The organism is Gimesia algae (genome assembly GCF_007746795.1).
Lineage (GTDB): Bacteria > Planctomycetota > Planctomycetia > Planctomycetales > Planctomycetaceae > Gimesia > Gimesia algae.
In genome coordinates, this window is the sequence record NZ_CP036343.1 from 63038 (window position 1) to 87966 (window position 24929).

At 52.7% G+C, this 24929-nt stretch carries 14 protein-coding genes; 2 read left to right on the forward strand and 12 right to left on the reverse strand.

Going from position 1 to position 24929, the window contains the following annotated elements; all coding sequences use genetic code 11:
- The first annotated feature begins 122 nt into the window (after positions 1-122).
- Both Pan161_RS00250 and Pan161_RS00255 read left to right on the forward strand, forming a co-directional pair.
- Positions 123-3167 (forward strand): outer membrane protein assembly factor BamB family protein, encoded by a 3045-nt coding sequence (locus Pan161_RS00250; RefSeq protein WP_145223613.1) that lies wholly within the window; start codon positions 123-125, stop codon positions 3165-3167.
- A 253-nt stretch (positions 3168-3420) separates the two neighbouring features.
- The gene (locus Pan161_RS00255) at positions 3421-4338 is read left to right on the forward strand and encodes a hypothetical protein (RefSeq protein WP_145223614.1); all 918 of its coding nucleotides are present in this window, start codon (positions 3421-3423) and stop codon (positions 4336-4338) included.
- A 74-nt stretch (positions 4339-4412) separates the two neighbouring features.
- Here Pan161_RS00255 and Pan161_RS00260 read toward each other — a convergent pair whose 3' ends face one another.
- The 12 genes from Pan161_RS00260 to Pan161_RS00315 form a co-directional block, all read right to left on the reverse strand.
- On the reverse strand, positions 4413-6728 hold the full coding sequence (locus tag Pan161_RS00260) for a carboxypeptidase-like regulatory domain-containing protein (RefSeq protein ID WP_145223615.1): 2316 nt from the start codon (positions 6726-6728) through the stop codon (positions 4413-4415).
- A gap of 228 nt (positions 6729-6956) precedes the next feature.
- Positions 6957-11642 carry a carboxypeptidase regulatory-like domain-containing protein gene (locus Pan161_RS00265; protein ID WP_145223616.1) on the reverse strand — a complete coding sequence of 1562 codons (4686 nt, stop codon included), beginning with the start codon at positions 11640-11642 and terminating at the stop codon, positions 6957-6959.
- On the reverse strand, positions 11639-12037 hold the full coding sequence (locus tag Pan161_RS00270) for a BlaI/MecI/CopY family transcriptional regulator (RefSeq protein WP_145223617.1): 399 nt from the start codon (positions 12035-12037) through the stop codon (positions 11639-11641). Before Pan161_RS00270 ends, Pan161_RS00265 begins: the two co-directional genes overlap by 4 nt.
- 172 nt (positions 12038-12209) lie before the next feature.
- Positions 12210-13478 carry an alpha/beta hydrolase gene (locus tag Pan161_RS00275; protein WP_145223618.1) on the reverse strand — a complete coding sequence of 423 codons (1269 nt, stop codon included), beginning with the start codon at positions 13476-13478 and terminating at the stop codon, positions 12210-12212.
- A gap of 84 nt (positions 13479-13562) precedes the next feature.
- A complete protein-coding gene (locus tag Pan161_RS00280) occupies positions 13563-14540 on the reverse strand; it encodes a carboxypeptidase-like regulatory domain-containing protein (RefSeq protein WP_145223619.1) in 978 nt (325 codons plus the stop codon).
- 1 nt (position 14541) lies between these two features.
- On the reverse strand, positions 14542-14889 hold the full coding sequence (locus tag Pan161_RS00285; RefSeq protein WP_145223620.1) for a PadR family transcriptional regulator: 348 nt from the start codon (positions 14887-14889) through the stop codon (positions 14542-14544).
- Positions 14890-14973: 84 nt separating this feature from the next.
- Positions 14974-16641 (reverse strand): undecaprenyl-diphosphate phosphatase, encoded by a 1668-nt coding sequence (locus Pan161_RS00290; protein ID WP_145223621.1) that lies wholly within the window; start codon positions 16639-16641, stop codon positions 14974-14976.
- A gap of 46 nt (positions 16642-16687) precedes the next feature.
- Positions 16688-17359: a hypothetical protein gene (locus Pan161_RS00295; protein ID WP_145223622.1), complete on the reverse strand. Its 672-nt coding sequence runs from the start codon at positions 17357-17359 to the stop codon at positions 16688-16690.
- 21 nt (positions 17360-17380) lie between these two features.
- Positions 17381-19069 carry a hypothetical protein gene (locus Pan161_RS00300; RefSeq protein ID WP_145223623.1) on the reverse strand — a complete coding sequence of 563 codons (1689 nt, stop codon included), beginning with the start codon at positions 19067-19069 and terminating at the stop codon, positions 17381-17383.
- A 28-nt stretch (positions 19070-19097) separates the two neighbouring features.
- A complete protein-coding gene (locus Pan161_RS00305) occupies positions 19098-19769 on the reverse strand; it encodes a hypothetical protein (protein WP_145223624.1) in 672 nt (223 codons plus the stop codon).
- Positions 19766-21511: an Hsp70 family protein gene (locus tag Pan161_RS00310; protein ID WP_145223625.1), complete on the reverse strand. Its 1746-nt coding sequence runs from the start codon at positions 21509-21511 to the stop codon at positions 19766-19768. The genes Pan161_RS00305 and Pan161_RS00310 overlap by 4 nt, the downstream gene beginning before the upstream one ends.
- 333 nt (positions 21512-21844) lie before the next feature.
- On the reverse strand, positions 21845-24811 hold the full coding sequence (locus tag Pan161_RS00315; protein ID WP_145223626.1) for a thioredoxin-like domain-containing protein: 2967 nt from the start codon (positions 24809-24811) through the stop codon (positions 21845-21847).
- Positions 24812-24929: the final 118 nt, after the last annotated feature.

The window sequence follows — 24929 nt, forward strand, 5'->3', positions numbered from 1 at the left end:
GTGATACACTCGACAGCAGAGCTTTGCAGAAATGATGAAACTGTAACGCGGGATGGGAAGAGATACGGTACAGAATCCGCCAACTTTGACACGGACAGATTTCGCAGCAGGAACGATTAAGTATGAAAAACATGAGAGCCTTTCTATTATTTGTTACTTGCTGTCTGGCACTATTTCAGGCGGAACTGCAACTGCAGGCAGCCGACTGGCCCACTTACCGGGCCGACGCAGAGCGAACTGGTTTTACAACAGACGGCTTGCCAGGAGAACTGGCGCTGCAGTGGCGTATTCAGAATTCGCATGCCATCCAGTCCGCCTGGCCACGCAGTACACGGCTGACTTACGACCGTGTGAATCACTGCGTCATCGCCGATGATCGGGTTTTCTCTGGCGACAGTGTGACCGGAAAAATTCAGGCGGTCGACCTGCAGACCGGAAAACCCGTGTGGGAATATTTTACCGAAGGACCCGTGCGTTTTGCCCCCACGGTCTGGCAGGATCAACTGCTGGTGACCAGTGATGATGGTTTTCTATATGCATTAAGTGTTGTAGATGGAAGCCTGTTGTGGAAACACCGGGGCGGCCCGCGTGCAGAGATGGTGGTGGGGAACGAGCGTGTGATCTCCAAATGGCCGGCCCGTGGTGCTGCAGTCGTCGTCGATGATACCGTGTACTATGCTGCTGGAATCTGGCCCAGCGATGGAATCTTTCTGCACGCTTTGAACGCGAAAACGGGAGAGCCGGTCTGGTCGAACACGGATTCAGGCCAGATTTATATGCCGCAACCACACGGCGGCGCCGATGCCAACAGTGGTATCTCAGCACAAGGGTATCTGGCCGTCGCCGGAGATCATCTGCTGGTACCCGCCGGGCGTGCCGTGCCAGCGTCGATGAATCGCCTGAACGGTCAATTCGAATATTTTCACCTGCAGAAAAACCGGGCGCAGGGGGGCGGCGATACGATTGTGGCTGGCGATCTGTTTTTGAACAGCGGGGTGGTATTCAAGGCAGCCGACGGGGAAGCCATCGCCAAGTCCGCACCTGGTCCCACAGTGGCAACACCGGACGGCCTGGTGCAGGCGAGCCGGGGAAGCATTTCCCGCTATCAATGGATCGACACCGAAAGCCCGGACCGCAAAGGCAAGCTGGTGCGGGGAAAAGCGTTGAAACAGATCTGGACAGTCAAGCAGACACAGCCCAGTGTGGCATTGATTATCGCGGGCGACAAAATTGTTTCCGGAGCGAACAATCTGATTGAGACCATTGATCTGGAAACCGGTAAACCTCTGTGGTCTTCGCCGGTGGAAGGCACCGCTTACGGACTGGCGGCCAGCAACGCACGACTGCTGGTCAGCACCGATCGTGGGACGCTCTATGCATTTGGTAATAAGACGACAATACCTGCTTCCGGTAATGAGGCGCAGGTGATGAAGTCACCTTACCCAGCTGATTCTGCAGCTGCCCGGGCGGCCGCTGAAATCATCAAACGAACCGGCATCGAGAAAGGCTATTGTTTTGACGTCGGCTGTGGTGATGGCGCCTTAGCATATGAACTGGCGACCCGCACCCGGCTGCGAATTATCGCCATTGAATCCGATCCTGAACTGGTCGCGGTGGCACGTCAGAAGCTGACGGCAGCAGGCGTGTATGGATCGCGCGTGACAGTGTTGCAGCGTTCGCTGGATCAAACCAATACGCCGAATAAAGTCGCCAACCTGGTCGTCTCCGGGAGATCCCTTTCAGAGGACCCCGCCACACTTTCCCAGCAGGAACTGAAACGTTTGCAGCGCCCTTATGGCGGTGTGATCTGTCTGGGGAAACCGGGTGCATTGAAAATCGAGAAGCGGGGCGCGATTGCGGGTGCCGGCGAATGGACCCACCAGTACGCGGATGCGGCGAACACGCTATGCAGTAATGATAAACTGGTTAACGGCCAGTTAAGCATGTTGTGGTATCGCGATTTCGATTTTGTCATTCCCTCGCGACATGGTCGCGGGCCTGCTCCCTTGTACTCAAAAGGGCGCCTGTTTCATGAAGGCAATGATGGCCTGCTGGCAGTGGATGCGTATAACGGTCATGAACTGTGGCGGTTTAAAATCGAGGGCGTGCTGGCCGCCTACGATGGTGATGAATTGATGGGCGCTTCGGGAACCGGCAGCAACTATTGCCTGGGAGGCGATTCCGTATTCATCCGTCATGAGGAACACTGTTTTCAACTGGACGCTGCCACGGGAGAACTGCTGCATACATACGACGTCCCTCCCTCAGATGATCCCAAAGCAGAGAAAACGAAACAACCCTGGGGATATATTGCCTGGCATGACGGCATGTTAATTGGCACTGCCGCAGATCCCAAGCATGTGGTCGCGTATCGCTATCATGCGACGACCGGAGATATGACGAAACAATTGACAGAGTCAACCCGCCTGTTCGCCTTTGATACGAAAACCAGGAAACTGAAATGGCAGTACGAGCCAGAAGATTCGATTCGACATAACGCCATTGCGATTGCGAACGAGAAACTCTACCTGATCGATCGTCCGCTGGCTGATTTTGATCGTACCAAAGAGACGCGCAGTAAACCGATTCCCAAAACCGCCAAACATGCCACCGGTCAACTGTTGTGCCTGAGTATCCACGATGGTTATGTTTTGTGGAAAAACAAGGAGGATATCTATGGCACGATGATCGCCGTCAGTGCCGAAAACGAGGCGCTGCTGATGAGCTATCAACCGACGAGCTTCAAGCTCTCCTCCGAAAAGGGAGGCCGGTTGAGTGTCTTTAACAGTACGACGGGAGAAAAAACCTGGGAGGCCAAAGCCAACTACAGATCACGGCCACTGATTAACGGAAAAACCGTGTATGCCCAGGGTGGTGCCTGGAATCTGAAATCGGGCAAGCCCCAGCCTTTTAACTTCAAACGTTCTTACGGTTGTGGCATTCTTGCCAGTTGCGAAAACATGATGTTCTTCCGGTCGGCGACGTTGGGTTATTTCGACTTCAATAAAAACGACAGCATTGAAAACTACGGAGGCGTCCGTCCCGGCTGCTGGATCAATGCGATCCCTGCCGGTGGTCTGGTGCTGGTCCCCGATGCCTCAGCCGCCTGCAGTTGCAGTTATCTGAATAAGTCCTGGTTCGCGCTGGAAACACAGACGGTGAAATAGTTTTTTGGTACGGAGTCGGAATTCTCCACGGTCGCTGACTTCTGGTGAGAACAGGTTCGCTTTTCAAACGCAGCAATGCGAGAGAATCCTCAAGGAGTCCGCGGTTCTACATTAATACATTCAGTGCAGAAACGATCTTGTTTCGGTAGGTTTCATTCTGTTACACTGAGCGCCCCTGCATACGATTGAAATTTTTGAACCTGTTCATCGTACTTTTACAGGTCTGGCATCGGACCAGACGGGGGATTCTCTGATGTATTTTCGCTTAACCACGTGTGTCTGCCTGCTCTCACTCTATTGTTCGACGACTGTTGCTGAAGAACCGGTATCCCCTGCGAATCAGGACGCTATTGATAAGCTCGTCAAAATCAGTACTGAAGTAAAAATACAGCTCCGCAGTTATACAGCGGAAGGACACTTCCGGGAATATGACATTGCAGGTGATGACTTTCCTCTGTTGAGGGAAGCGAAGATTACAGCGAAGTGCAACGGGGCGCGATATTATCTCAGCCTGGAATTTACGACTCTTCAGGAACCATATCAGCGTCGTGCGATTCCGCAGGAAGCGTATCAGCGGCGTGTGATTCTGTTTGACGGGAGTACGCTTGCCACCAGTCGTTTCTCACCACGAATTTCTGTGACCGGGGCCGCGGGAGATTTGTTTCCTGCCCGCGCTTCGCGATCAGGCATCGTCTCCCCGCAAATCGCTCATTTCCCCTGGGACATCGCCCACCTGGATCGGGAAGTCTGCTATTTCCCGATGGTGATTGAAAACCTGGGTCGAGACAGACTCGCCTGTTCCTATACGCCGCAAGGAGACATTACAGCGGGGTATCTGGTTGGCCGACAGGGGAAGGCGGGAAAAGTCGATTTGCTGTTTCGAAAAAAAGACGGTTTTCATCTGGGCAGCTATCGCTGTGAAAACCCGCAGAGAAAACTGATGCAGTCGAATGATCTAGCATGGACGCAAATTGACGGCGTCTGGTGCGTCAAGAAGATGATTGAAGTCTCTTACATCGCGAACAAAAAATGGGAGCTGGAATTCAATACGATCAAGCCGAATGCCGCCATTGAAGAAAATACGTTTGCACTGGAAGCACTCGAGTTGCCTGCCCGGTCACGGATCATCGAGCGGGGGCCGGTAACACGCATCACACGTGTCGCAGAGTAAATATCGCAGGTCGCCAACCAGCGGTATTGCAAATCAAAGAAGCTGATAATTTTCTGCTCCATGCAACGAGATTATTACTTCTGCATCGTCAATGTACCCAGATCAAGGGCTTCAGAACTAAATCCGTTTTCCACAGGGGGCACGGTAAAATGGACGTCGGTTAAGCTGCCCACGGCATGCTTCTGATCTCTGAAGGTGACTTTCAGGACATAGTCTCCCGGCGGCACATCGTCGATACGAAAGGTACCATCGCGGGCAATGCTGGCAGTGAGGCTGGGAGATTCGGCCAGTAATTGGCTGCGCGCCTGCTGATATTTCTGATAGACGACTTTCTCCACTTCATACGCCGGTGATTTTCTCCAGGCCAGTACCCAGTCGCGAAAGTGGAGAGGGTCTTTCCTGGCCGCTTCTAGTGATAACATTCCCGCGGGTGGCGTTAGATAGCGATGCGCGTCAACCAGCGCGAAGGCCCAGAGGACTTCCCCCTGATGATTGACAGGCGCTGCGAGTTTACCGATTACCGGTCGACCGGTGCCTCCCAGGTCCAGCGAGATCGTTTCTCCGGCGACAAAATCGACGGGTACTCGGACCGATGAAGTGGGTTCAGAGGAGCCTGCATTGACGGTCAGCTTGATGCGGCGGTTAATGCGTCCGTGTCCCGGAAAGACACGTTCAAACACATAACGACCGTCTTTACCCGTGGTCGTGTCGTGGTGGGTGAAGATATTCGGAACGCCTTCACCGTAAGACGGGCTCACATTGCTGAAGATGGTAAGCGGAACTCCCGCAACCGGCTTTGTGCCGACACGAAACGTACCTTCAATGCGCGCCCAGGGTGTGAGAGTGACGGTTTCCGGGATCGCCCCTTTTTCCGATTTGAGGTGCGCGTAACCGGCCGGATGCGTGATCATCAGCTGGAATGGTTCTGTCCGTGCCGGAATGCTGAAATGCCCTTTTGCATCCGACTTGAGCTGTGTGGCGATCGTCGAACCGTCATCAATTTCACCATTCTCAACGTTGATCTGTGAGTCGGCGACACCGAGGGCAATCTTTGCGCCTGCCGCCGGTTTCCCCGCTGCTGTCATCAGGGTCGCAGCGATATCTTGTGCCGGTTTCAGAGCAAAATCAATCTCGATTTCTCCCTCATCGGTTTTGATATCACGCGAGACAGCCAGTTGATAACCGGTGGCTTCGATTCGTACCAGATGTGCCGGATAGTCGTGTTTCAGGCGAACGCGATATGTTCCATCGGTAGCGTCGAAACTGTCGCGGGGAATCCAGTTCATGCCGAGGCGAGGATCGCTGTTGCGCAGCCCGGGGGTGACATGAAACTGTTTGATCGGTTGTTTTGTCTTCGCATCAATCACACGTCCCGAGACCACCAGGGCCGGAGGCGGAGTGAAGACATATTCCTTTTCTCGGGCGATGAGCGGTTCTTGGGAGAGCTGCATTCCACCGGGACGACAGATGTCGGCCTGAAATTCATCCAGGGGGGCTTCGTCCCATTCCCAGATGCCATGCTCGTCGGCGTACTGGCTGACATGGTCGAACTCGAAGTAATCGATTCTGCCGCGCCAGCGCTGGAAAAAAATGCGTGCCTTGGGAATCCCTTTCCCGTTTTCATCGACGACACGTATGCGGATCTTACCGCCGGGTTTAAGGACAAAGTCGACCGGTTCCATCTCCGGGGCCACGCGAACTTCTTTCACTTCCAGTGCGCGGCCCTTTGCGGATGCCACAATACGCGTCACGCGGGGTTCACAACCGCTGAGCAGATAGACGCCAAACTCATCCGTTTTTGTTTCGCGAATTTCATTCAGGAATTTAGTGCGAATCAGCGCGCCGCCAACAGGTTTGCCGTTTTCATCCGTCACACTGCCCGTGATGTTCAATCCCTGCCCCAGTGTGATTTTCGCGGAAGGACGCGCATTGGCTTTCACTTCGAAGACACTGCGATTAATCCGTTTTCGCCAGGGACCATACTCGGGGTGATTGATGGCGATAAAAACTTCCGATTCAGAATCAGGAACGTAATCGAACTGCCATTGACCTGTTGTATTCGTTGTGATTTTCGTGTTGACAGCCGGTCGTTTGACATCTTTGTTCCGTCTATAACGGCGCACATCCACCGAGATATTCGCATCGGCGACGGGCTGTCCTGCTTTGTCAACAATGATCCCTCCCACAGTCCAGTACTTGTCTGCAGGGGCTTTCGTGTTCTTCTTGTCTTGCGCGCTCGCCAGATTGAGGGGGTGAATTCCCACGATCAGACTCAAGAGGATGATCAGCCCAATTAGAATTCGAAAGCTTCTGACAGAATTCCCGTGTCGAGGCACATCAGAAATGGGTTGCGATGCCGGTCGGGACGACGTGGTATCAAAAATTGTCATGAATTCACCTCGTTGGTAGCGTTCAACGTGAAACAAGTCTGGTTTCGTACTGATTCAGGCGCTCTCAGCCGTCGGGATGACATCAGGCGATCGAGTGAGTGCCATCCTGCTTTCGCTGTGCGCGATCTGTAACATACATCTATGCACGGTATTCAATCATGTAGATCAGGTCAGGAAATTGTTGTTTTTCTACAGGGGAAAACGAAATGAGAACAGGCAGTATGGTTTTTATTTCAGCGTGAGTGTGCCCAGATCAACGGCTTCAGAACTAAATCCGTTTTCCACAGGGGGCACGGTAAAATGCAGATCGCCTACGTAGCCGGGGTTATTTTCCCGTTCGTAGAAGTTGACGCTGAGGACATACTCTCCCGGCGGAACATCGTCGATCCGGAATGAACCGTCGCGGGCAACACTGGCATTGATGCGTGGCGTTTCATCGAGCCGTTTGCTGCGGGCCTCCGTATATCGTTCGTAAATCACTTTTTCAGCCGGATAGTCTTTTGACTTTTGCCAGGCGGTATACCAGGCTTGAAAGCCACGGGGATTATTGTTGATGGCTTCCAGAGGCAACATGCCGGTGGGGGGTTTGAAATATTCGTGGGCAGAAAGATGTGCTAATGGCCAGACCACATTGCCCGTGTGCGTCTCAGACGGTTTGAGTTTTCCGATGACGGGTCGCCCTGAGCCTCCCAGGTTGAGTGCCTTCGTTTCACCGGCTTTCAATTCTATGGGTATCTGAATTGCCGAAGTCGCTTCAGTTGCGCCCTGTCTGACCATATAAGTAATGCTGCGACCAACGCGGGTCTGCCCGGGAAAGGCCCGGTCAAACACGTAACGGCCATTTTGATCGGTTTTAATTTCATTCTGTGTAAAAATACTGGGACCCTCGTCACTTGAAGAGCTGATACCGTTATTCAACCCCAATGCGAGTTTCACGCCTGCCGCCGGTTGTTTTCCAATAGTGAATGTACCTTCAATCCGCGCCCAGGGGGTGAGTTGTATCGGGTCGGGAATGGGTCCTGTTTCCGACTTGAGGTATGCGAAGCCGGCAGGATGGAGAATGATCAGTTGAAACGGTTCATTTCGGGGGGGTATACCGAAGTGGCCTGCCTCATCGCTTTTCAATACGGTGGCATATGTCTGCCGGGTCCCCAGTCGACCCTGTCGGATACTGATCTGCGAACCGGCAATCCCGACAGCGATCTCTGCAGCAGCTGCCGGTTTGCCCTCCGCAGTCAGAATCGTGGCAGCAATATCTCTGGCAGGTTTTAAGGCAAAATCGTAAGACACGCTTTCTTCATTGGGCTTGAAAGCGCGGGACGTGGCGACTTCATAGCCGTCTGCTTCAATCCGCACAAAGTGCGCCGACTCGCCACGCGTGATACGAAGCTGATATTTACCATCTGAGGCGGTGAAACTGTCGGATGAGTTCCAGGACAGACGGGTCCGCGAATTGTCTCTTTCAGCTCCCGGAGTAACGCGAAACTTTTTGATGGGCTGCTTCGTCACCGCGTCGATCACATTACCTGAAATCACTAACGCTTTGGGTGGATGGAATACATATTCTTCTGCGCGAGCCAACAGCTTCTGATTGGCGAGTTGCATGCCTCCCGGACGGCAGATGTCGGCCTGGAATTCGTCCAGCGGCGCTTCATCCCATTCCCAGATCCCGTTCTTATCGGTGTAATGGTTCACATTGTCAAACTCAAAGAGATTGTACCACGCCCCGCGCCAGCGTTGGAAATAGATGCTGGCTTTGGGGATGCCTTTCCCGTTTTCATCAACGACACGCACCCGAATTTTTCCACCAGGCTTCAAAGAGAAATCGACCGGTTCCATCTGTGGAGCCACTTCGACTTCCTGAACTTCAGGAGCCCGGCCTTTCGCGGTTACGGCAACCCGTGTCAGCTTGGGTTCGCAGCCGGAAATCAGGTAAACGCCAAACTCATCAGTGGTCGCTTTGCGAATGTCGTTTACGAATTTCGTGCGGACCAGTGCGCCGGCGATCGGTTTTCCGTTCTCATCTGTCACGCTGCCAGTGATGTTCAGCCCCTCTTCCAGAGTGATTTTTCCTGAGGGGCTGGCATTGGCTTTCACTTCAAATTCACTGCGGGCCACGCGCTGTCGCCAGGGACGGTAGTCGGGATGATCAATATCAATGTGCACCTCTGCTTTGGAGGCAGGAACGTAATCAAAGTGCCATTGCCCTTTGTCATCGGTGATGATTTTTGTGCCGACACCTAATCTACTGGTATCGCCGGGTCGTTTTTTGAAATTCACGCTGGGCGAAATATTGGCACCTGCGATCGGTTTGCCTGCTTCGTCAACAATGATGCCACCCACCTTCCAGCCTGCATCCAGAATCGCTGTGAATTCATCTGGAATTATGCTGGAACTCCAACTGGCCCAGTAGGGCGCGTAACCTGGTGCTTTGATACTGAGGTTGAAGCGTTTCATGTGATGAGGTATGCGAAACAGGAGTGTGCCTTTAGCATTCGTTTTCACAAACGGTCCATAGGTCGCGTCACGCAGGAATTGACCACGGATAATCTGATCTGGCTTGGGAGCGGGATCGCTGCGTATTTCGACGGTCGTATCAGGAATTGGTTTGCCGTCCGGGTCAACAACGTTCAGTCGAAACTGCCGCGTCATTTTCGGATCACGGGCATAGACCAGTTCGAAATGAACCGGTTTATCGGGGTGAATGTAGCGAATGCCGTCTTCCAGTTCCGGCTGATTCGGATCATCGGTAATCCGCAGTGGTTCGGAGGGAGTGCGGCTGATGAGTTTGTGGCCAAAGCGTTGATTTTGGCCGAACAGTTCGACGTCGTGTGTCCCCACGCCATAAGGAGAAGTCTCAGACGCCTCGACGCGGTTGATGGGACCAAAGCGGATTCCGAAGCTGTTTTTTCCGTCGATACCACCCCCGCGGGTGCGCACGTGCTTGTCGCTGTTTACAAGGCGAATTCCGACGCCACCATAGATCATTGATTTGCCATCATCGGCTTTCGCAGTGCCTGTGATTTGAAACGGGTCCTGGAAAATCTTTTCTGCGCTGCTGGTCAGCTGGAGTTCTGTCGTGTTACCGGCTTCCACTTGAGCACTGCCGATTTTCGGGTAGCGAAATTCATCTTGATAATCACTGTCATTAATTTCGATCAGGTATTTTCCCGGGAAGAGGGGGGTGGTCGTAAACTGTCCGGCGTCATCAGTCGTGGCGTAGACCATAAACGAATTGCGTTGATTCTTCAGGAAGAATGAATTGCCAATTCTCAGATCCAGTTTTGGCAATGGTTTGCCGGTTTTGGGATCGATGACGGTTCCCTTGATGAAACCGCCACGCCTCATTTTCAGATTAAACTCTTTCTCTTCAGGTTCTTTGAGTGATACATTAAGGTCACGCCACGATTGGCTATCGGCGGGTACGTATTGGGGATGATGGAACTGCACGCCGAAGTGTTGATAAGCACGCTTATCTTCAGGCGTATCATCAAGTATGATCGCAGTCCCCGTCTTTAGAGGATCGAACCGGTATTTGCCATCTGCATCTGTGGTTGTTTTCTGACCTCGAAAACGAGTCGCCACACCACTGTAGAGCTGGACCTCGACATCAGGGATTGGCTTTCCTTCGGTATCGGTGATGCGGCCATACAAAACCGGTTTTTTCCGAGGAACCGGTTTCTCAGCCGGCTTCGATTCTGCCTGTTGTTTCGGTTCTGTTTCTGGTTGATTCGTCTGGGCGGACGAGGGAGAAATCAGGCCGACGATGGCCAGTGTTGCACCCAGAATCAACAGACCGAAAAAGCCGCCGCGTGAGACCGGCAGGGGCTCCTGCAGGGATTCACCAAACAGCCGGGCCACGCGACGGCGAATTTCTGAGGGGGACTTTCCACTGGCAGCCAGTGATGTCAGATCGCTGCTGGACATACTGCGTTTCGCCAGTTCCGCGACATGCAGCAGTGCCGTCGCATAATTCACGCGCGATTCGAACGTGGAAGTGGAATCGATCTTCAGCTGACAGGTCATTTCATCACAACAATATTCCCGCAGCATGTTGATGCGGTGACTCAGATACCAGAACGCGGGATTGAAAAACAGAATCGCTTCCGTAAACCGCTGCAACAGATTGACCCACAGATCGAAGCGGCGGATGTGAGCCAGTTCATGCGCAAGAATCAGTTCCAGTTCGTCGGTAGTGAGTCCACTGATGGTAGAGGCGGGCAGCAGGATCATTGGTCGCAGAATGCCGCTGACGCGGGGCACAATAATCTGTTCGCTGCGGGCCAGCACGGGAACCACTTTCAACGACCACTTCTGGGAAAGGTGGCGTAATGAATTGACGAGCGGACCCGCGGTAATTCGTTCGGCCGTCGCGCCGAGTCTCTGCACGCAGATACTGGAGATAATCAGTCGGAATAACATAAAGGCGACTCCCGCGACGTAGCAGGCGACGATCCAGGTCGACAGCCAGAGCCAGTCCTGAGATCGAGTTGCGGGAGACGCCTTGGTATCCACTGGCGGAATATCGGCTACAGATAACGTCGTGTTTGTCGCTGGTATCGATGGTTCCGTATCTGGCCGGTGTTCTATCATTTCAGGAGTGACTGGAACCGGAGCGGTAGCGCGCGGCTTTGCCAGCGGTGGGAAAGTGTCAGTTTTAGCGGGAGCCTGACGGACAACAACGGGTTCGGAAGCAGACAGACCCACGAGCATAAATGTGACAGGAATCGCCAGTATCGCGAAGAGTAATGCCGCGACGTGCAGCACATAATGCCGTTCCACGGTGTTCTTCTGCCAGCAGCGTTCAGCGAGCCAGAGCAGACCGGCGAGCAGGGAAACCTGCCAGATCGAATGCAGGAGTGTCAGACAAAGGCGGCTGCTCAAGGCGGGGTCAAGGAGCGAATTCCAGATCATTGCTGTTGCTCCTTTGCTTTGCGGGCGATGAGCTTGCGGAGTGCCGCGAGTTCGTCGGAATCCAGGTCCGCGGTCTCAATCAGATTCATGACCAGCGCTGAAGAAGAGCCATCAAACACACGCGACAACAGATCGCCTACGATGCCGCCAGTGACGGCTTTTTTCTGCAGGCGCGGCGAAAACAGGAACGACTTGCCGTCCTTTTTTCGTTTCACGAACCCCTTGTGAAACATAATGTTAAGTGTCGTGATCACCGAACTGTGTGCCAGCGGTCGCGCGGCCTGTGCTTCAAGTCGCGCCCGCACGTCACGCACGGGCAGGGGTGCCTCATCCCAGAGGATTTTCAGAATTTCCAGTTCCAGTTCCGTCGGGTGTTCTGATCCGGGTCGCGCCATCGAAAAGTTCCTCAAACGAAGTTCGGCAAAATCTCGTCTCAATACAAATCATCTAATTCTATAGATGATGTTACTCAAGGAATCGCGATTCGTCAAGAAATCTTTTAATTAATTAGATGATGGAGGCAACGCGACCGTATCGACTCGGAATATTAAGGAATGCAGCGGCAGCTCAGTCTGCTTTCTCAAGCCAGTCAATTCCCTGTCGAATATTGCCGTAGACGTTTCCTTTCCAGCCATGACCGCCAGAATAGTCGACCAGAGTGGCGCGCACGTTTGCCTTTTTGAATGTATCCCGCGCTGTTTCTGCCATGTGATACGGGCAGACTTTGTCGTCGGGCGAATGCAGCAGATAGAGGCTCCGCTGTTTTGCATTTGCGGGATCAGGGAGCTGGTCTGGCTTAAAGACGGACATGGCAATCAGCGCGCCGTCAATGTCTGTTTCTTTTTGCAGCAGCGCCGCGTATGCAGCGGGACCTCCTGATGACCAGGCCAGCAGATAAATTCGCTGGGGATCGATAGTTTGTTTTTCGCTGACATCTTGTTTGACGGCTTTGATCAGTTCCTCCGTTGTAAATTTCATCTTCGCGGTATGACTGGCTGCCGTAGGCCAGACGATTTTTTGATCGGAGGTCCATTTTTTTGCGATTGGTTGTGCCAGCACAAAGTCGTCGCGTAGCGCATGCTCATAAATTCGATTTACAAACGGATGAAAATTGGCCGAGCCGTCACCGCCGGGAAGAACGATCAGCAGAGCACGCGGTTTGTTCGCTGCAGGTTTGTCTTTCGGTGTGATCAGCAGGTACTGTCCCGTTTCCCGATTGATTTTGACGTCAATCGCTTTTGCTTTCTGATCGGGTTCTGCAGGAGCCGATTCGCCGGTCAACGTGACTTCCAGATCATCAAACCAGACTTTCCCCGGCCCGTAGATCTGCAGGCCAATCACAATCTGTTTTGTATTCTCCGGGATCTCTGCAGAGCCGGTGTAGGTTTTCCAGTCATGGTTGGCAGGAGGATCGTCGGCCTGTTTGGAGCCGATGTAGCAAAGCCATTGATGGCCGAGACTTTTTTGGTTCTCATCCAGGAATAGCGCATCGATGATGGCTTTGGTGGCTTGTTCGGCCCGCACTTCGCACTGGGCCTGGAGCTGCTGTTTCTCACCTGAATACGGGAGCAGACGGTACCATTGTGCGATGGGAAAATAGCGGCGGGCGGATTTTTGCAGAGAGAGACTGCGGTCTCCCGATTTCCCGCGTCCCTTATCATAGACATATCTGACTCCTGGCACATTGAAGCCGCTCTGCCAGTCTTCGGGCGCTTTCGTACCGGCTTCAAAGCTGTCCTTGAGCAGTACCTCCGGTTCCGCGGAAATAGAAACATTGCTGCTGAACGGGATCAGCAGAATCCAGGCTAAAGTGAAGTAGTATCTGGGATTCATCATCGGGCCTTTCTGTTTTCTGAAGGGGCGGCGCGTACCTTGTGCGCAGCAGTATGATGGAATATTTAAAATCAGAATCGATCTCTGTCAGCCGTCATCTAAGCGACTGGAAGGTTCTGGAGTGAGGGTCACAGCCTGATTGTCAGTGGGAACGGTTAATTTTCGTGTTTGCCATTCACCGCCAGGAAATTGTATGTAAACGGTCACCTGTTCTCCTGACAGGAAGTGGGGCATGGGCAGAATTCCAGCCTGGTTTGATTGACGGACTACAGGCCGGGCGCTACAGAAATAAATGCAATGCTCCTGACCGCTTTGATCAATGCGTTCAAAGGGAAACGCGCTGACTCCCGCCAAAGGCGTTCCTGTCTTCGATTCAAAATGCAGTACCAGAGCAGCAGATTTCGTCAGTTGAAAGTGAAAGGGATCCAGGGTGCCAGTACGCATTGAGATATATTCGGATTTCAACAGATGCGCGTCGGCGATGGCGGCGATCTGGACTTCGTATTCCTGACCGGGCGGGTAGACATTTTCGATCAAAAACGTCCCGTCGGGGCGCGTGACTGCGGTAAAAGAATTCTGTCTGAAACCATGGGGAGGCCAGGTTTTGACCACAGCCAGTATATGAGTATCACTGAGAGGATGACCATCTTCGGTCACCACAGTGCCTTTGATATCGCCGGTGGTTTCTGATTTCCGATATCCCGAAGCCGCCAGTTGAGTGTTGTCAGACGAAGGTTTGTTTTCAGACGGGTAATAAATCCAGATCAGCCAGCCCATCGCAACCACCAGTCCCAGCGTGAGCAACTGATGCAGGCGATGCCACAACAGATGCCGGGAGAGGGACACATCGCAACAATCGTCGACAACCGTTTTGACATCGCCAAACTGGTCGAGCGCGGTCTGCTGAGACTGTCGGGGATCCATGCCTTCACTGTGATGATCCGCTGCACTGGATGAAAGATGAAACTCGATTTCTTCACGGAGATCATGCAATTCACGATCCGCATGCGCGATGAGAGGCAGACGCAGATAAGAGACCAGGGTGCGGAACCAGTGACGTATCATCTCAGCCCTCCGCCAGATTGGATTTCAGAACCAGACCGATCGCATCGACCAGATGAGACCAGGACTGGACTTCGGTTTTGAGTTGCGCGCGGCCGACAGCCGTCAGTTGATAATATTTCGCCCGCCGATTACTTTCAGATAAGCCCCATTTTGATTGGATCCAGCCTCGTTTCTGCATCCGATGCAAGGCCGGATAGAGCGAACCTTCTTCAATCTCCAGGGCGCCTTTTGTGGTAACCTGAATCCACTTCGCCACGCCATACCCGTGCCGCGACTGCGCAAGCAGGCTTTTCAGGATCAGCATATCCAGCGTTCCCTGCAGAAGATCAGCTTTCTGTTTTTTCGCCATGTCTCTCTCCCCAAGAATGCTTAGGGAAGAGTATCACAGCACTCCCCTAGAATGTCAAGGGAAATGTTTTAGAATCAAAGAAAGTTACTCACAGGCCGTCAGCAGACGCTGCGCGGTCGTGTAGAAGTACAGGCTGACGTCGTGCAGCATGAGGATTGCCACTTCGTCGAGATTGTAGGCTTTGTTTTTCTTGAACTGTTTCTGTTTCAGCTGCTTCAGCTGCAACGCGACTGCGACCAAAGGAACCCAGTCTGACTGATAGAACTGCATCAGCTTCTGCCGCCACCAACTGGTATAAAAAGCGCGAACCACATGTTCCGAAATCACGCTGGAGATCACGAATACGATTCCGTTTAAAATGAGCAGGCAGCCAATAATCAAAAAGGGTCCGTTGATGGCATCCCCTTTGAAGACCAGGCCGAGCAGTGAGATCATGACGGATACCGCCAGAAACAACAGGAAGCCCAGTCGGGGGATTTTGACGGACCGTCGATAGTCGGCTCCACTGTCTTCTTGAGACAATTGCGCGACGAGCTGCCGCGTGCGTTGTTCCAGTGACTCCGGAAATGATTCATGGAATCCGGTATTAATCCGTTCGAAGACATCTTCCGCGATTTTTTCCCAGACGATCTGAATGGTTTCACATTCCGTGCTGGTGATATCGAATTCTTCCAACAGCTCATTCCGCTGCGAAACCAGCAGCTGCTGACATTCCAGAAAACTCTGATCCGCCTGTTGTTCGCTCTGGGTACAGTAATCCTGAATGGTCTGATCAATGATGGTTCGCAACGGCCCCCCCGTGAGGAACACTTCCCGCTCCTTTTGATAGACTCTGATCAGATCCAGGAAGTGAAATTCATACTCCAGCCAGGGGGGCAGCCTGACCAGGTTCGTTTCAATCAGTGAAAAGGTGGAATTCAGCCAGACCGTATCTGCCTTCCAGAGCGCTGCTTTAAGAATGTGGATATAAAACACCAGCAGGTGATCGACCTGATGATCGAGCAGGTTCGTTTCACAGGCATCCAGCGTGTGTCGGAAGGTGTGAAACGGTGCGTTTCGCAGCAGGCGGTCCCAGGCATTCTCGGTCAGATAATAGAACCGGTCCGAACGCACGACGCGCGAAGTGTTGATCAGTAATTCCTCTAGCCCCTCCAGCGCGTCACTGGTGACAAAATACTGATGCAGTAGTTCAAAGAGCGCCGGATCGCCCGGGTGCGCTTTCAATCCTTTCAGCAGCCACATCGGGAACGACTGGGAATGGCCTTCCAGCAGATCGGACAGAAATGCCAGCGCGTAATATTCGTAAGGCGTTTTCACTGGCAACGTTTTCAGTTCCTGATACAGATCCTGAAGTCGTTCTGCTCTGACACGCTCATGTAAAGGCTGCTCATCCGACAGGAATACCGGTTCTGCGTCTTCGTGATCAGTGTTCGCATCCACCGGCGGTTGCGGGGGAACTGCCGGGGACCCCGGTTTCTGTTGCTCCTGCAGAACTTCCGACCAGTTGAAATGCCAGTCAGCCGTGTTCTGATTCGGCGAGGAAGTTTCTCCATAGCGGAGCGCATCGTCCAGGCGTTCGTAGGCCGCGCGGATCTTCTGAAATTCGGCAGGAAACTTTTCCGGTTTAAACTTGCGAATGAATGCGTTATAGCTGCGCTTCAGATCGCGCACATCGTACTTGCCCGACAGACCGAAAAACGGTTCCGGTTGATCCGGTAACAGATCCCATTGTGGATCGCTGGGATCACTCATCGAATGCTCCATTCAATAACAGCGGCATCACTCTCCCTCTCCGGCATCACAGGCATAAATACAGGATCAATAATACGGAAATCCCGGCTGCTAGCGTGATCAACGTGTATAAGGTTTTTACCATCAACGCGATGGCATTTGATTTCTTTGAAGTCGCCGCGAGTTGATTGAGCCAGTCTTTTTCCAGCGCATGCAGTTCCGGAAACTCCTGCTGAACGATGCGGGCCAGCTTTCGCTCATCTTCCGGGCGGACCAGTTCCAGGTCGAACACGGCGCCTTGCGGTCGGGCAACCGAGGTTGAACGCAGTCGTTCGGCTTCAGCTGGAGAGGAGATCACCAGCGTACAGAACTGCGCATAGAATGTTTCATGGCCCTCACAACGATGCTGCAGCCGGGTAAAGGATTCGCGTAATGCAGCTATTTTTCGTAACCGTCCGATGGCAAACGTCAGCTCGGGAAAATCCGCGATGTCGATTGCATTCAATCGTTGCTCAATCACCGAAGTCTTGAAAGACCAGAAGTGTTTTCGCAGAGTGGTGATCTGTTCGAGGGCCTGCGTTCTGCGTTCTTCATAACTGGAATTCATCGTGTCGAACTGATGAAATTCCGACTGTGGCTGCAGAAACTGTTTGCGACGGTTCAGGATTTCTGCCGGTTGTTCCAGCGGATTCATCTGCAATATCTGGCTGAGGTATTCCTGCTTTGGTGAATCAGTCATAGTGAATCTTCCCGATCATTCCTACTGGCAGGCCGTTAGCAGGCGTTGTGCGTTGACAAACAGAAACAGGCCGACATCTTTTCGCATCGCTTCCGCGATTTTGTCGAGTCCTTCACGCTCTTCGTCTCCTACTTTGATGGATTTAATCTGTTCCAGTTCTGCAGCCAGATCATGCAGGGGAAACCATTGTGTCTGGTAATACCGCATGAGTTCAAAACGCCACCAACTGCGATAATAGCCCCGGATCACCCAATCCTGCAGCGCCCCAACCAGCAGCAGTATCACAAAATCAGCAATCATAATTCCGAAGATTTTCAGCAGGTTGATCCAGAACGAGTCCAGAATATAAATCAGGTAGTAGATCATCAGGCCGATCGTTCCGAAGATCCCGATGCCCAGTATCGCAAACGAATAGTGGAAAATTCGGAAACGGGTCCCCACGCCATCGGTCAGCAGTCGATGCCCCAGCTTCTTAGCCCGGATTTCCAGCGAATCGGTCTGTTCCGGGTCCAGGTCATCTGCGATGCGTTCCAGCACATCAGACGAAATCCGCTCCCAGAGATACAGCGCGATTCCAAAGTCTTCCTGGGGGACATCAAATTCTCGCAGTACTTCTTCTTCCAGTGAAACCAGCTGGTTCTGACATTCCAGGAAGCTCCGGTCGGCATCGGATTCCCTTTGTGTGCAATAGTCGAAAATCGCCTGATCGATCATGGCCCGTATCGGGCCCCCTTCTAAAAACTCGCTGCGCTGACTGCGGTATTGATTGATCTGTTCCAGGAAATCAATTTCCTCTTCCGCCCAGTAAGGCAGGCGATCGTAGTGAGCTTCGATCTCGCCAAATTTTTCCCGCAGCCAGTGGTCGCTGGCTTTCCAGACTGCGGTTTTCAAAATATGCAGATAAAAAACCAGCATGTGATCAATGCGGTGATCCAGTAGATTGGCTTCACAGGTTTCAAGGTGCTCGCGGAAATCACTAAACGCATCATGTCGCAGCAGTTCGTCCCACGCCCGCTCGGTCAGGTAGTAGAACCGGTCCGTGCGAATGATCCGCGCCGTGGCTTCCAGCAGTTCCGGAAGACCGTCAGACGCCGGTTGATTGGCAAAGTACTGACGCAGCAGTTCAAACAGCGCCGGCTCGTCGGGATGCGCCTGCAAGCCTTCCAGTAACCAGTAAGCGAATGAATGTGTCTTTTCCTGCTGGACATCAGAGAGGACGGCGAGCGTGTAATAGTCGTAAGGAGATTTCTCTTCTTTTTGCTTGAGATCCTCGAAAATGCCAGGCAGCGATTCCACGTTGATGCGCTCATGCAATCGCTGGGGATCGGACTGGGCCGACAGGCCATCGCTGCGCTCAACGGGGTGGGCGTCATCCGGCCAGGGAAATGCGCGTGGCTTTACCAGTTCGGGAGGGAGTTCACCCGACTGCGGATCCTGATGGGTCAGTTCATTGAAGTTCCAGTCGAACTGCAGATCGGGCTGGATACTGGAAGAGCGGGGTCGTTCGTGATAACGCAACGCATCGTTCAGTCGTTCAAACGCCGCCCGGATATTTTGAAACTCTTCCGGAAACCGTTCTGGCTTAAACTGGCGGATATAGGAATTGTATTTTCGTTTCAGGTCGCGCAGGTCATACTCTCCCGACAGACCGAAAAATGCTTCCGGGTCGTCAGGTAACAGACTCCATTGCGGCTCGATGGGGCCACTCATGAACTACTCCCCCCAGTCGCATGCGAATTTATTGAAAGACCATCTTCGAAATATAATAGGCACAGAGCACCACCAGTAAAACAACAATTGCCAGAACCGCCTCACCGAAGCCAAAGACATTGCTCGCATCCCGCTTCGAGAGAATATGGCTTAACCAGGGTTTTTCCAGTTGATACAGTTCCGGCAGTTCCTGTTGAATCGAGTGGGCGATGCGATAGTAATCTTTCGGGCTACGATTACGGGTATCGAACGACCCCTTCCGCGAGGCTTCCATGCATTCGGCACGCCGCTCCGTTGCTTTTTGAGGAGACGCCGAAACCAGACCACAGAACTGATTAAAAAACTCCGGAAAGCAGTGACGATGCTGTCTGAGCTGTCGAAACGAATCCCGATGATCGGCGGCTGCTTTGAGTCGTGAATAGGATATCGCCAGATCCGGGAACTCGGAAATGTCGATGGCCTCGACCTGCGCACGCAGACTTTCATCATCCAGTTTCCATAAACATTTCCGCAGGGCTTCCATATTTTTCAGCGTCTGCTCTTTGCGTTCAAAAATAGAAAGTGACGCGTCAACAATCGGACGCCCGCCCGTCTGTGGTTTCAGGAAGTCGTGGCGCAACGAGAGAATTTCGAGCGGCTGCTCCAGCGGGTTCATCTGCAGCAGCTGTTTGACATATTCGGTTTCACGTGAATCTGTCATACCTGGAATTCCTGGTCATCCTCATCGTAACAGAAACCCAAAGCCGCCAGCGCCGTCAGCAGGTTCTGCTTTGCCTGTTCGAAATATTCGGGATCCCCCGAAGCCATCGACTGCTCGAAGTAGTCGATCGATGATTCCAGGTCATCGCGCTGAAACGGACTGACTTCTCCAATCACCCGCTCGGCATAACGGACCAGATGCTGATTCTTGATGTCATCACGCGGATAAAATTTCAGCTTCTGCAGATTTTTAACAGCGGCATCGATTTCTGATTTCGACGTCAGCTTGGCATGCTGCGTCAGGACCGTCTTGAATTTCTTACCTGTCTCGGGCACAAAGGCTTCCACTTCCAGAATGCCGTTCATGTCGTAAGTGAAGCGGAGGTGTACCGGTTTTCCCGAGGGGCCTGGTGGGATGCCCGTCACTTTCATTGTTCCCAGGAATAGATTGTCTTCGACTTTGCGCCCTTCGCCCTGGTAGACGTTGATGGTCATCTCGCGCTGATTAGGCTCGACCGTTCCGACCACTTCTTCGCGGGAGACCGGGATTGTGGTATTGCGATGGATGATGGGTAGATAGTAGCCGTTGACCTGGCGGCGCCCAAATTCTTTAATGACTTCCGTGCCGAGAGTAAACGGGCAGACATCCGTCATCACCATGTCTTCGACGGCCCGGTCATCCTGAATCAGAGCGGCCTGCACCGCAGCTCCCAATGCAACTACTTCGTCCGGGTTGTGAGTACACAGCGGTTCGACGCCGAAAAACTCGCGAATAAATCCGCGGACGGCTTCCATGCGAGTCGCACCGCCTACAAGGATCACACTGTCAAAGTCCTGCGGTGCAATACGCGAGTCGCGGACGGCTTTGGCAATCGGTCGCGCCAGTTGTTTGACCAGCGGGTCGGCCAGCTCCAGAAACTCATCTCGCGTTATCGTATGAGTGGCGGCATTCTCATTCAGCTCTCCCTGCAGATTGGGAATGCGGATTCTAGCTTCCGTTTCCCGCGCGAGCGTGCACTTGGCTGCTTCACATTCCTGCTTGAGTCGGGAGACAAGCAGGGGATGCTTGACTTCTGCAATTTCCACCTGCAGATTTTGTGAATTGAGCACCTTTGCCAGAATACGGTTTGTGAAATCTTCGCCGCCCAGCATACTTTCGCCGGCGGTGGAGATGATTTCCAGCGTGCCTTCGAAAACTTCCATCGCCGTCACATCGAAGGTACCCCCTCCCAGGTCGATCACGATCAGTTTTTTTTCGGCCTGACGATCATGAAATCCGTACGTCAGCGCTGCCGCCGTCGGTTCGTTGATAATGCGGCGGACGTTCAGTCCTGCCAGTTCGCCGGCCTGCTTCGTCGCGTTTCGCTGATGATCATTAAAGTACGCGGGCACAGTGATGATGGCGTCATGGACTTCCATGCCCAGGTAAGCTTCTGCGTCCTGTTTCAGAGACTGTAGTACCAGGCTGGACATCTCAGTCGCGGTGAAGACATGCCCGCCGATCTCGACTTTACGATCCGTGCCCATCAATCGTTTGAACACACAGGCGCACCGCTCGGGCTGGGTCACGCGGGTTTCTTTTGCAGCCGAGCCGACCAGCACGCGATCATCGGCCGAGATACTGATGAACGAGGGCGTAATTACAGAGCCATGCGCGTTAGGAATGAGCTTGGGCTGCCCCTCTTCAAACACGGCGCACAACGAATTCGAGGTACCCAGGTCGATGCCAATGATTGGTGTCATACGAATGAAGTCTTATATAAAACGCGGGTTTTTCCCCGCCAGGTAGTCTGATGGGACGCACGAAAAAAGGTCACCCGATTGTAATCTTACGTCCAGTCATATTCCAGAGCGCATAGCATTTAACCCTAGCGTCTCTCAATCTATTATACCCGGTCCAAAGCGCCCTGGAGACGCTATAGTAAAACGGGACACAGTCTACAATGAATTTGATTATGTCAGGGATCAAATCAGAAGCATTTTCGCAGTACTTGTCTGGTTGAGGCAGAAACGGTGCTGAATCTCAGACACCATGATTTCAGAACGGGTTCAATTTCGTCCGGCAGAGGTTGTTTACTAATCCTGTTTGAACGTCTCTTTGAGGGCGGCTTTCATTTGAGACCATTCGCTGGCAGAGGCATTGAGCTTGCCGTCCGGGCCAATCAGGTAATAGACGGGAACCGAACTGATTGCCAGTTGACGTGCCATGTCGGATTGAACGCCGAGATAATTCTGTGCCCAGTTCCATTTGTTTTTCTCGACGAGTCTTTTTGCATCTTCCGGGTATTGATCCACGTTCAATCCGACGAACGTCAGCGGCTTCTCTGAAAGCTGGTCGGCGGTCGCCTGGATGTCGGGCATGCTTTTCAGACAGGGAGCACACCAGCTGGCCCAGACATGCATCAGGACATAGCGGCCTTTTAGATCGAAGATCGAATGTTCTACGCCGGTGGTGTCTGTGAATTTATACGCATACATACTCTCACCCACGCGCGGCCCGACGCGACAGGCAACTTCGATCGAACCCAGGTCCTTGTTACCCGCCTTGATATCATCAGTGGTCACCGTCACAGGGATCACTCTGATGCCAACCGCTTCCACCAGACAGCCCGCCGGTTGTTCATACAATCGCAATACCAGATCATAATCTCCTGGAGAGACACCGCCAATCTGGAGCTGACCCTCGGGGGAGAGTTTGACGAAGTAGTGTTGTCGCGATCGGAGCCAACTGTAAAAATTCGGATCGAGAACCCAGGATGTTTGCACGGGACCCGCAGGATCAAAGCTCAGTTCCGGGAAATCTTCAGGTAATGGAATGCCATGATCGCGGCGGATGAGATAATTGAGCGACCAGTTTTTATTCAATGTGGCTTCCCCTCTACCAGTGGCGACAACGGTGCCTGTCACAGTCGTTCCTTTGTTTCCCAGTTCCATTGTTTTGTGTTCGCCGGGCTGGAGATCCAGGGACACAGATTGACTGGAAGTGAGTGGTGATTCTTCCCAGGGCCCCAGGTAAGCCTGTACGGCGCCCGGGATGGGGGGCAGCTGCTTAAACTTAAAGTGCCCATCAGCATCCGTTTGTGTGTAAAAGGAATCCTGAAAACGCGGCTCTCCCAGTTTTCGATCATGTAAAGTCTTAAATAAAATCAATGCGTCTGCAACAGGCTTGCCTGCCTGAAACAGTCTGCCCGAGATGGTAGCCCAGGGTTGTAAGGTCAATGTGCCGATCGCTTCCTCCGGCTGTCGGACGATTTCTACAAAACCAGATTCATGCGCGGCGCGAATGCGGGTCGGTTCGAAGGTGGCGGCGATCTGAAACTCACCTTTTCCTGATGTATTGTCAGGCATGCCCTGCCTCTCTGATTCGCCATTTTGTACGATCGGGACAATCGACGGAGTACCCACCCGGATCGTCGCATTAGAGACTGGTTTGCCGGAACGATCGATCACCAGTCCCTTCCGGGCGGATGCTCGTTCCAGTGAAAAAGTCTGAGCGACAGGTCCATCGCCGAGTCCAAACGAAGTTTCGCTGAGCGCGGATCGGTAACCGTCGGCTTCGATACGGATCAGGTGGCGACGGTCATACCAACCGCTATTTAAAGTAATCTTGTATTTTCCCGCTTTACCGATCACGAGACTGTCAAAAGAAGTCGACAGAAAGTCGGGACGAAATTCGATGACGGGGATCACGCGAAATGTTGTTACCGGTTTCCCTGTCGCTGCATCAGTCACTTTACCGGATGCGATCAACGGGCGATCCAGTTTGATGACATGCCCTTTTTCCGTAGCGACCAGAGTCACTTCTTTTGCGGCGCAGGACCCGCCATAGATTTGGTAAGTCACGGGATCGTCGGGTGCCCAGTCCCAGACATAGACACCGTTTTCGTCAGCATGAGTGGGGATGCCGGAATTGAGGACATTGGGATGACGCCAGTTATAGAGTGATTCGACACCATTCCACTTTCTCAAACCCACGTGTGCTTTGGGAACAGGTTTGCCGCTGGTTTCGACAATTTTCAGTGTGAGAGTTTTTCCCGGTTTCATTGTAAATGTGAGTTCGTCCATGGATTTGCTTACGTCCACGATTTGTCGGATTGGTTTGAAGCCGGGGGCCACGACTGTAATCGGATGTTTTCCCGAGGGGAGTGGAATGGTTTCAAACGTTCCTGATTTCCCGATTTCCACTTCATGAACCGTGGAGCCATAATACGGTTCGTCGTGCCAGATAATGATCCCTTTCGTGATGGGGTCTCCGGCGGTGTTGTAGACGGTCCCTTTCACAGCAACGCCTTGACGCAGCACAATTTGAGCGCTGCCGTCTCTGAGCATGGCCGTTGTCAAATTTTGCTGATTCTGCAACTCTCCCCATGCTGAGTCGCTCAAATAATCCGGGTGCGTAAACTTCAGGCTGAATTTAATATCGTCGCCAGGTCGCTTCGCTGGTGCGATGTTGGTCGACCATTTTCCTGCTTTGTCTGTGACTGCTTCTGTATTGATGCTGATGATGGGTTGGGGGCCCGAACTTAAATCTGGCTCGCCTACATTTACGCTCACACTGACTGTCACATCGGGCACTGGTTTTCCACTCGCATCAACGACGATGCCACTGATTTTTGTCCCGCGAGCGAGTTGAAATTCAAAATGAGTGGGGATCTTTTTGTCCTCGACTTCAGGACCTTCACCAAAACTCACAAATTCAGATACATAATTGAGCCGGCTGACCCACACCCGCATACTCCGGGTTCCGGGAGGCAGACTCAGTTTGGCGACGCCTGCCGCATTCGTAACGAGATCAGAATTGACAATCTTACGTTTGGAAGACTCATCCAGATAAGCGACATTCGCATACAGCTTTGCTTCCTTGAGGGGTTGACCGTTTTCGTCGGAAACAAGAAATTCCAGGCTCCGTTTTGTCTGAGCCACGTGCGCTTTTTCAGCGGCTTTTTCCTGAGCAGGTGATTGAGAGAACGATATTAATAATGGAAGCAGTGTCCAGAATAAAGTGACTGACGACCGGGCTGTATTCGACAGACGGGATGACATGAGCACGCTCCACGAAAGAGAGGAGTAGGACTTAGTTTACACCGGAATGGTATTGAAGTGCCTATAGCTAATGTATAGTTGGTCTTTGAGGATGTCAAACAGAATCTATGGGAACAGT

Bases quoted from the DNA above. Each gene is read 5' to 3' on its own strand.
- Pan161_RS00250 (WP_145223613.1), top strand. From the start codon at position 123: ATGAAAAACATGAGAGCCTTTCTATTATTTGTTACTTGCTGTCTGGCA.
- Pan161_RS00255 (WP_145223614.1), top strand. From the start codon at position 3,421: ATGTATTTTCGCTTAACCACGTGTGTCTGCCTGCTCTCACTCTATTGT.
- Pan161_RS00260 (WP_145223615.1), bottom strand. From the start codon at position 6,728: ATGACAATTTTTGATACCACGTCGTCCCGACCGGCATCGCAACCCATT.
- Pan161_RS00265 (WP_145223616.1), bottom strand. From the start codon at position 11,642: ATGATCTGGAATTCGCTCCTTGACCCCGCCTTGAGCAGCCGCCTTTGT.
- Pan161_RS00270 (WP_145223617.1), bottom strand. From the start codon at position 12,037: ATGGCGCGACCCGGATCAGAACACCCGACGGAACTGGAACTGGAAATT.
- Pan161_RS00275 (WP_145223618.1), bottom strand. From the start codon at position 13,478: ATGATGAATCCCAGATACTACTTCACTTTAGCCTGGATTCTGCTGATC.
- Pan161_RS00280 (WP_145223619.1), bottom strand. From the start codon at position 14,540: ATGATACGTCACTGGTTCCGCACCCTGGTCTCTTATCTGCGTCTGCCT.
- Pan161_RS00285 (WP_145223620.1), bottom strand. From the start codon at position 14,889: ATGGCGAAAAAACAGAAAGCTGATCTTCTGCAGGGAACGCTGGATATG.
- Pan161_RS00290 (WP_145223621.1), bottom strand. From the start codon at position 16,641: ATGAGTGATCCCAGCGATCCACAATGGGATCTGTTACCGGATCAACCG.
- Pan161_RS00295 (WP_145223622.1), bottom strand. From the start codon at position 17,359: ATGACTGATTCACCAAAGCAGGAATACCTCAGCCAGATATTGCAGATG.
- Pan161_RS00300 (WP_145223623.1), bottom strand. From the start codon at position 19,069: ATGAGTGGCCCCATCGAGCCGCAATGGAGTCTGTTACCTGACGACCCG.
- Pan161_RS00305 (WP_145223624.1), bottom strand. From the start codon at position 19,769: ATGACAGATTCACGTGAAACCGAATATGTCAAACAGCTGCTGCAGATG.
- Pan161_RS00310 (WP_145223625.1), bottom strand. From the start codon at position 21,511: ATGACACCAATCATTGGCATCGACCTGGGTACCTCGAATTCGTTGTGC.
- Pan161_RS00315 (WP_145223626.1), bottom strand. From the start codon at position 24,811: ATGTCATCCCGTCTGTCGAATACAGCCCGGTCGTCAGTCACTTTATTC.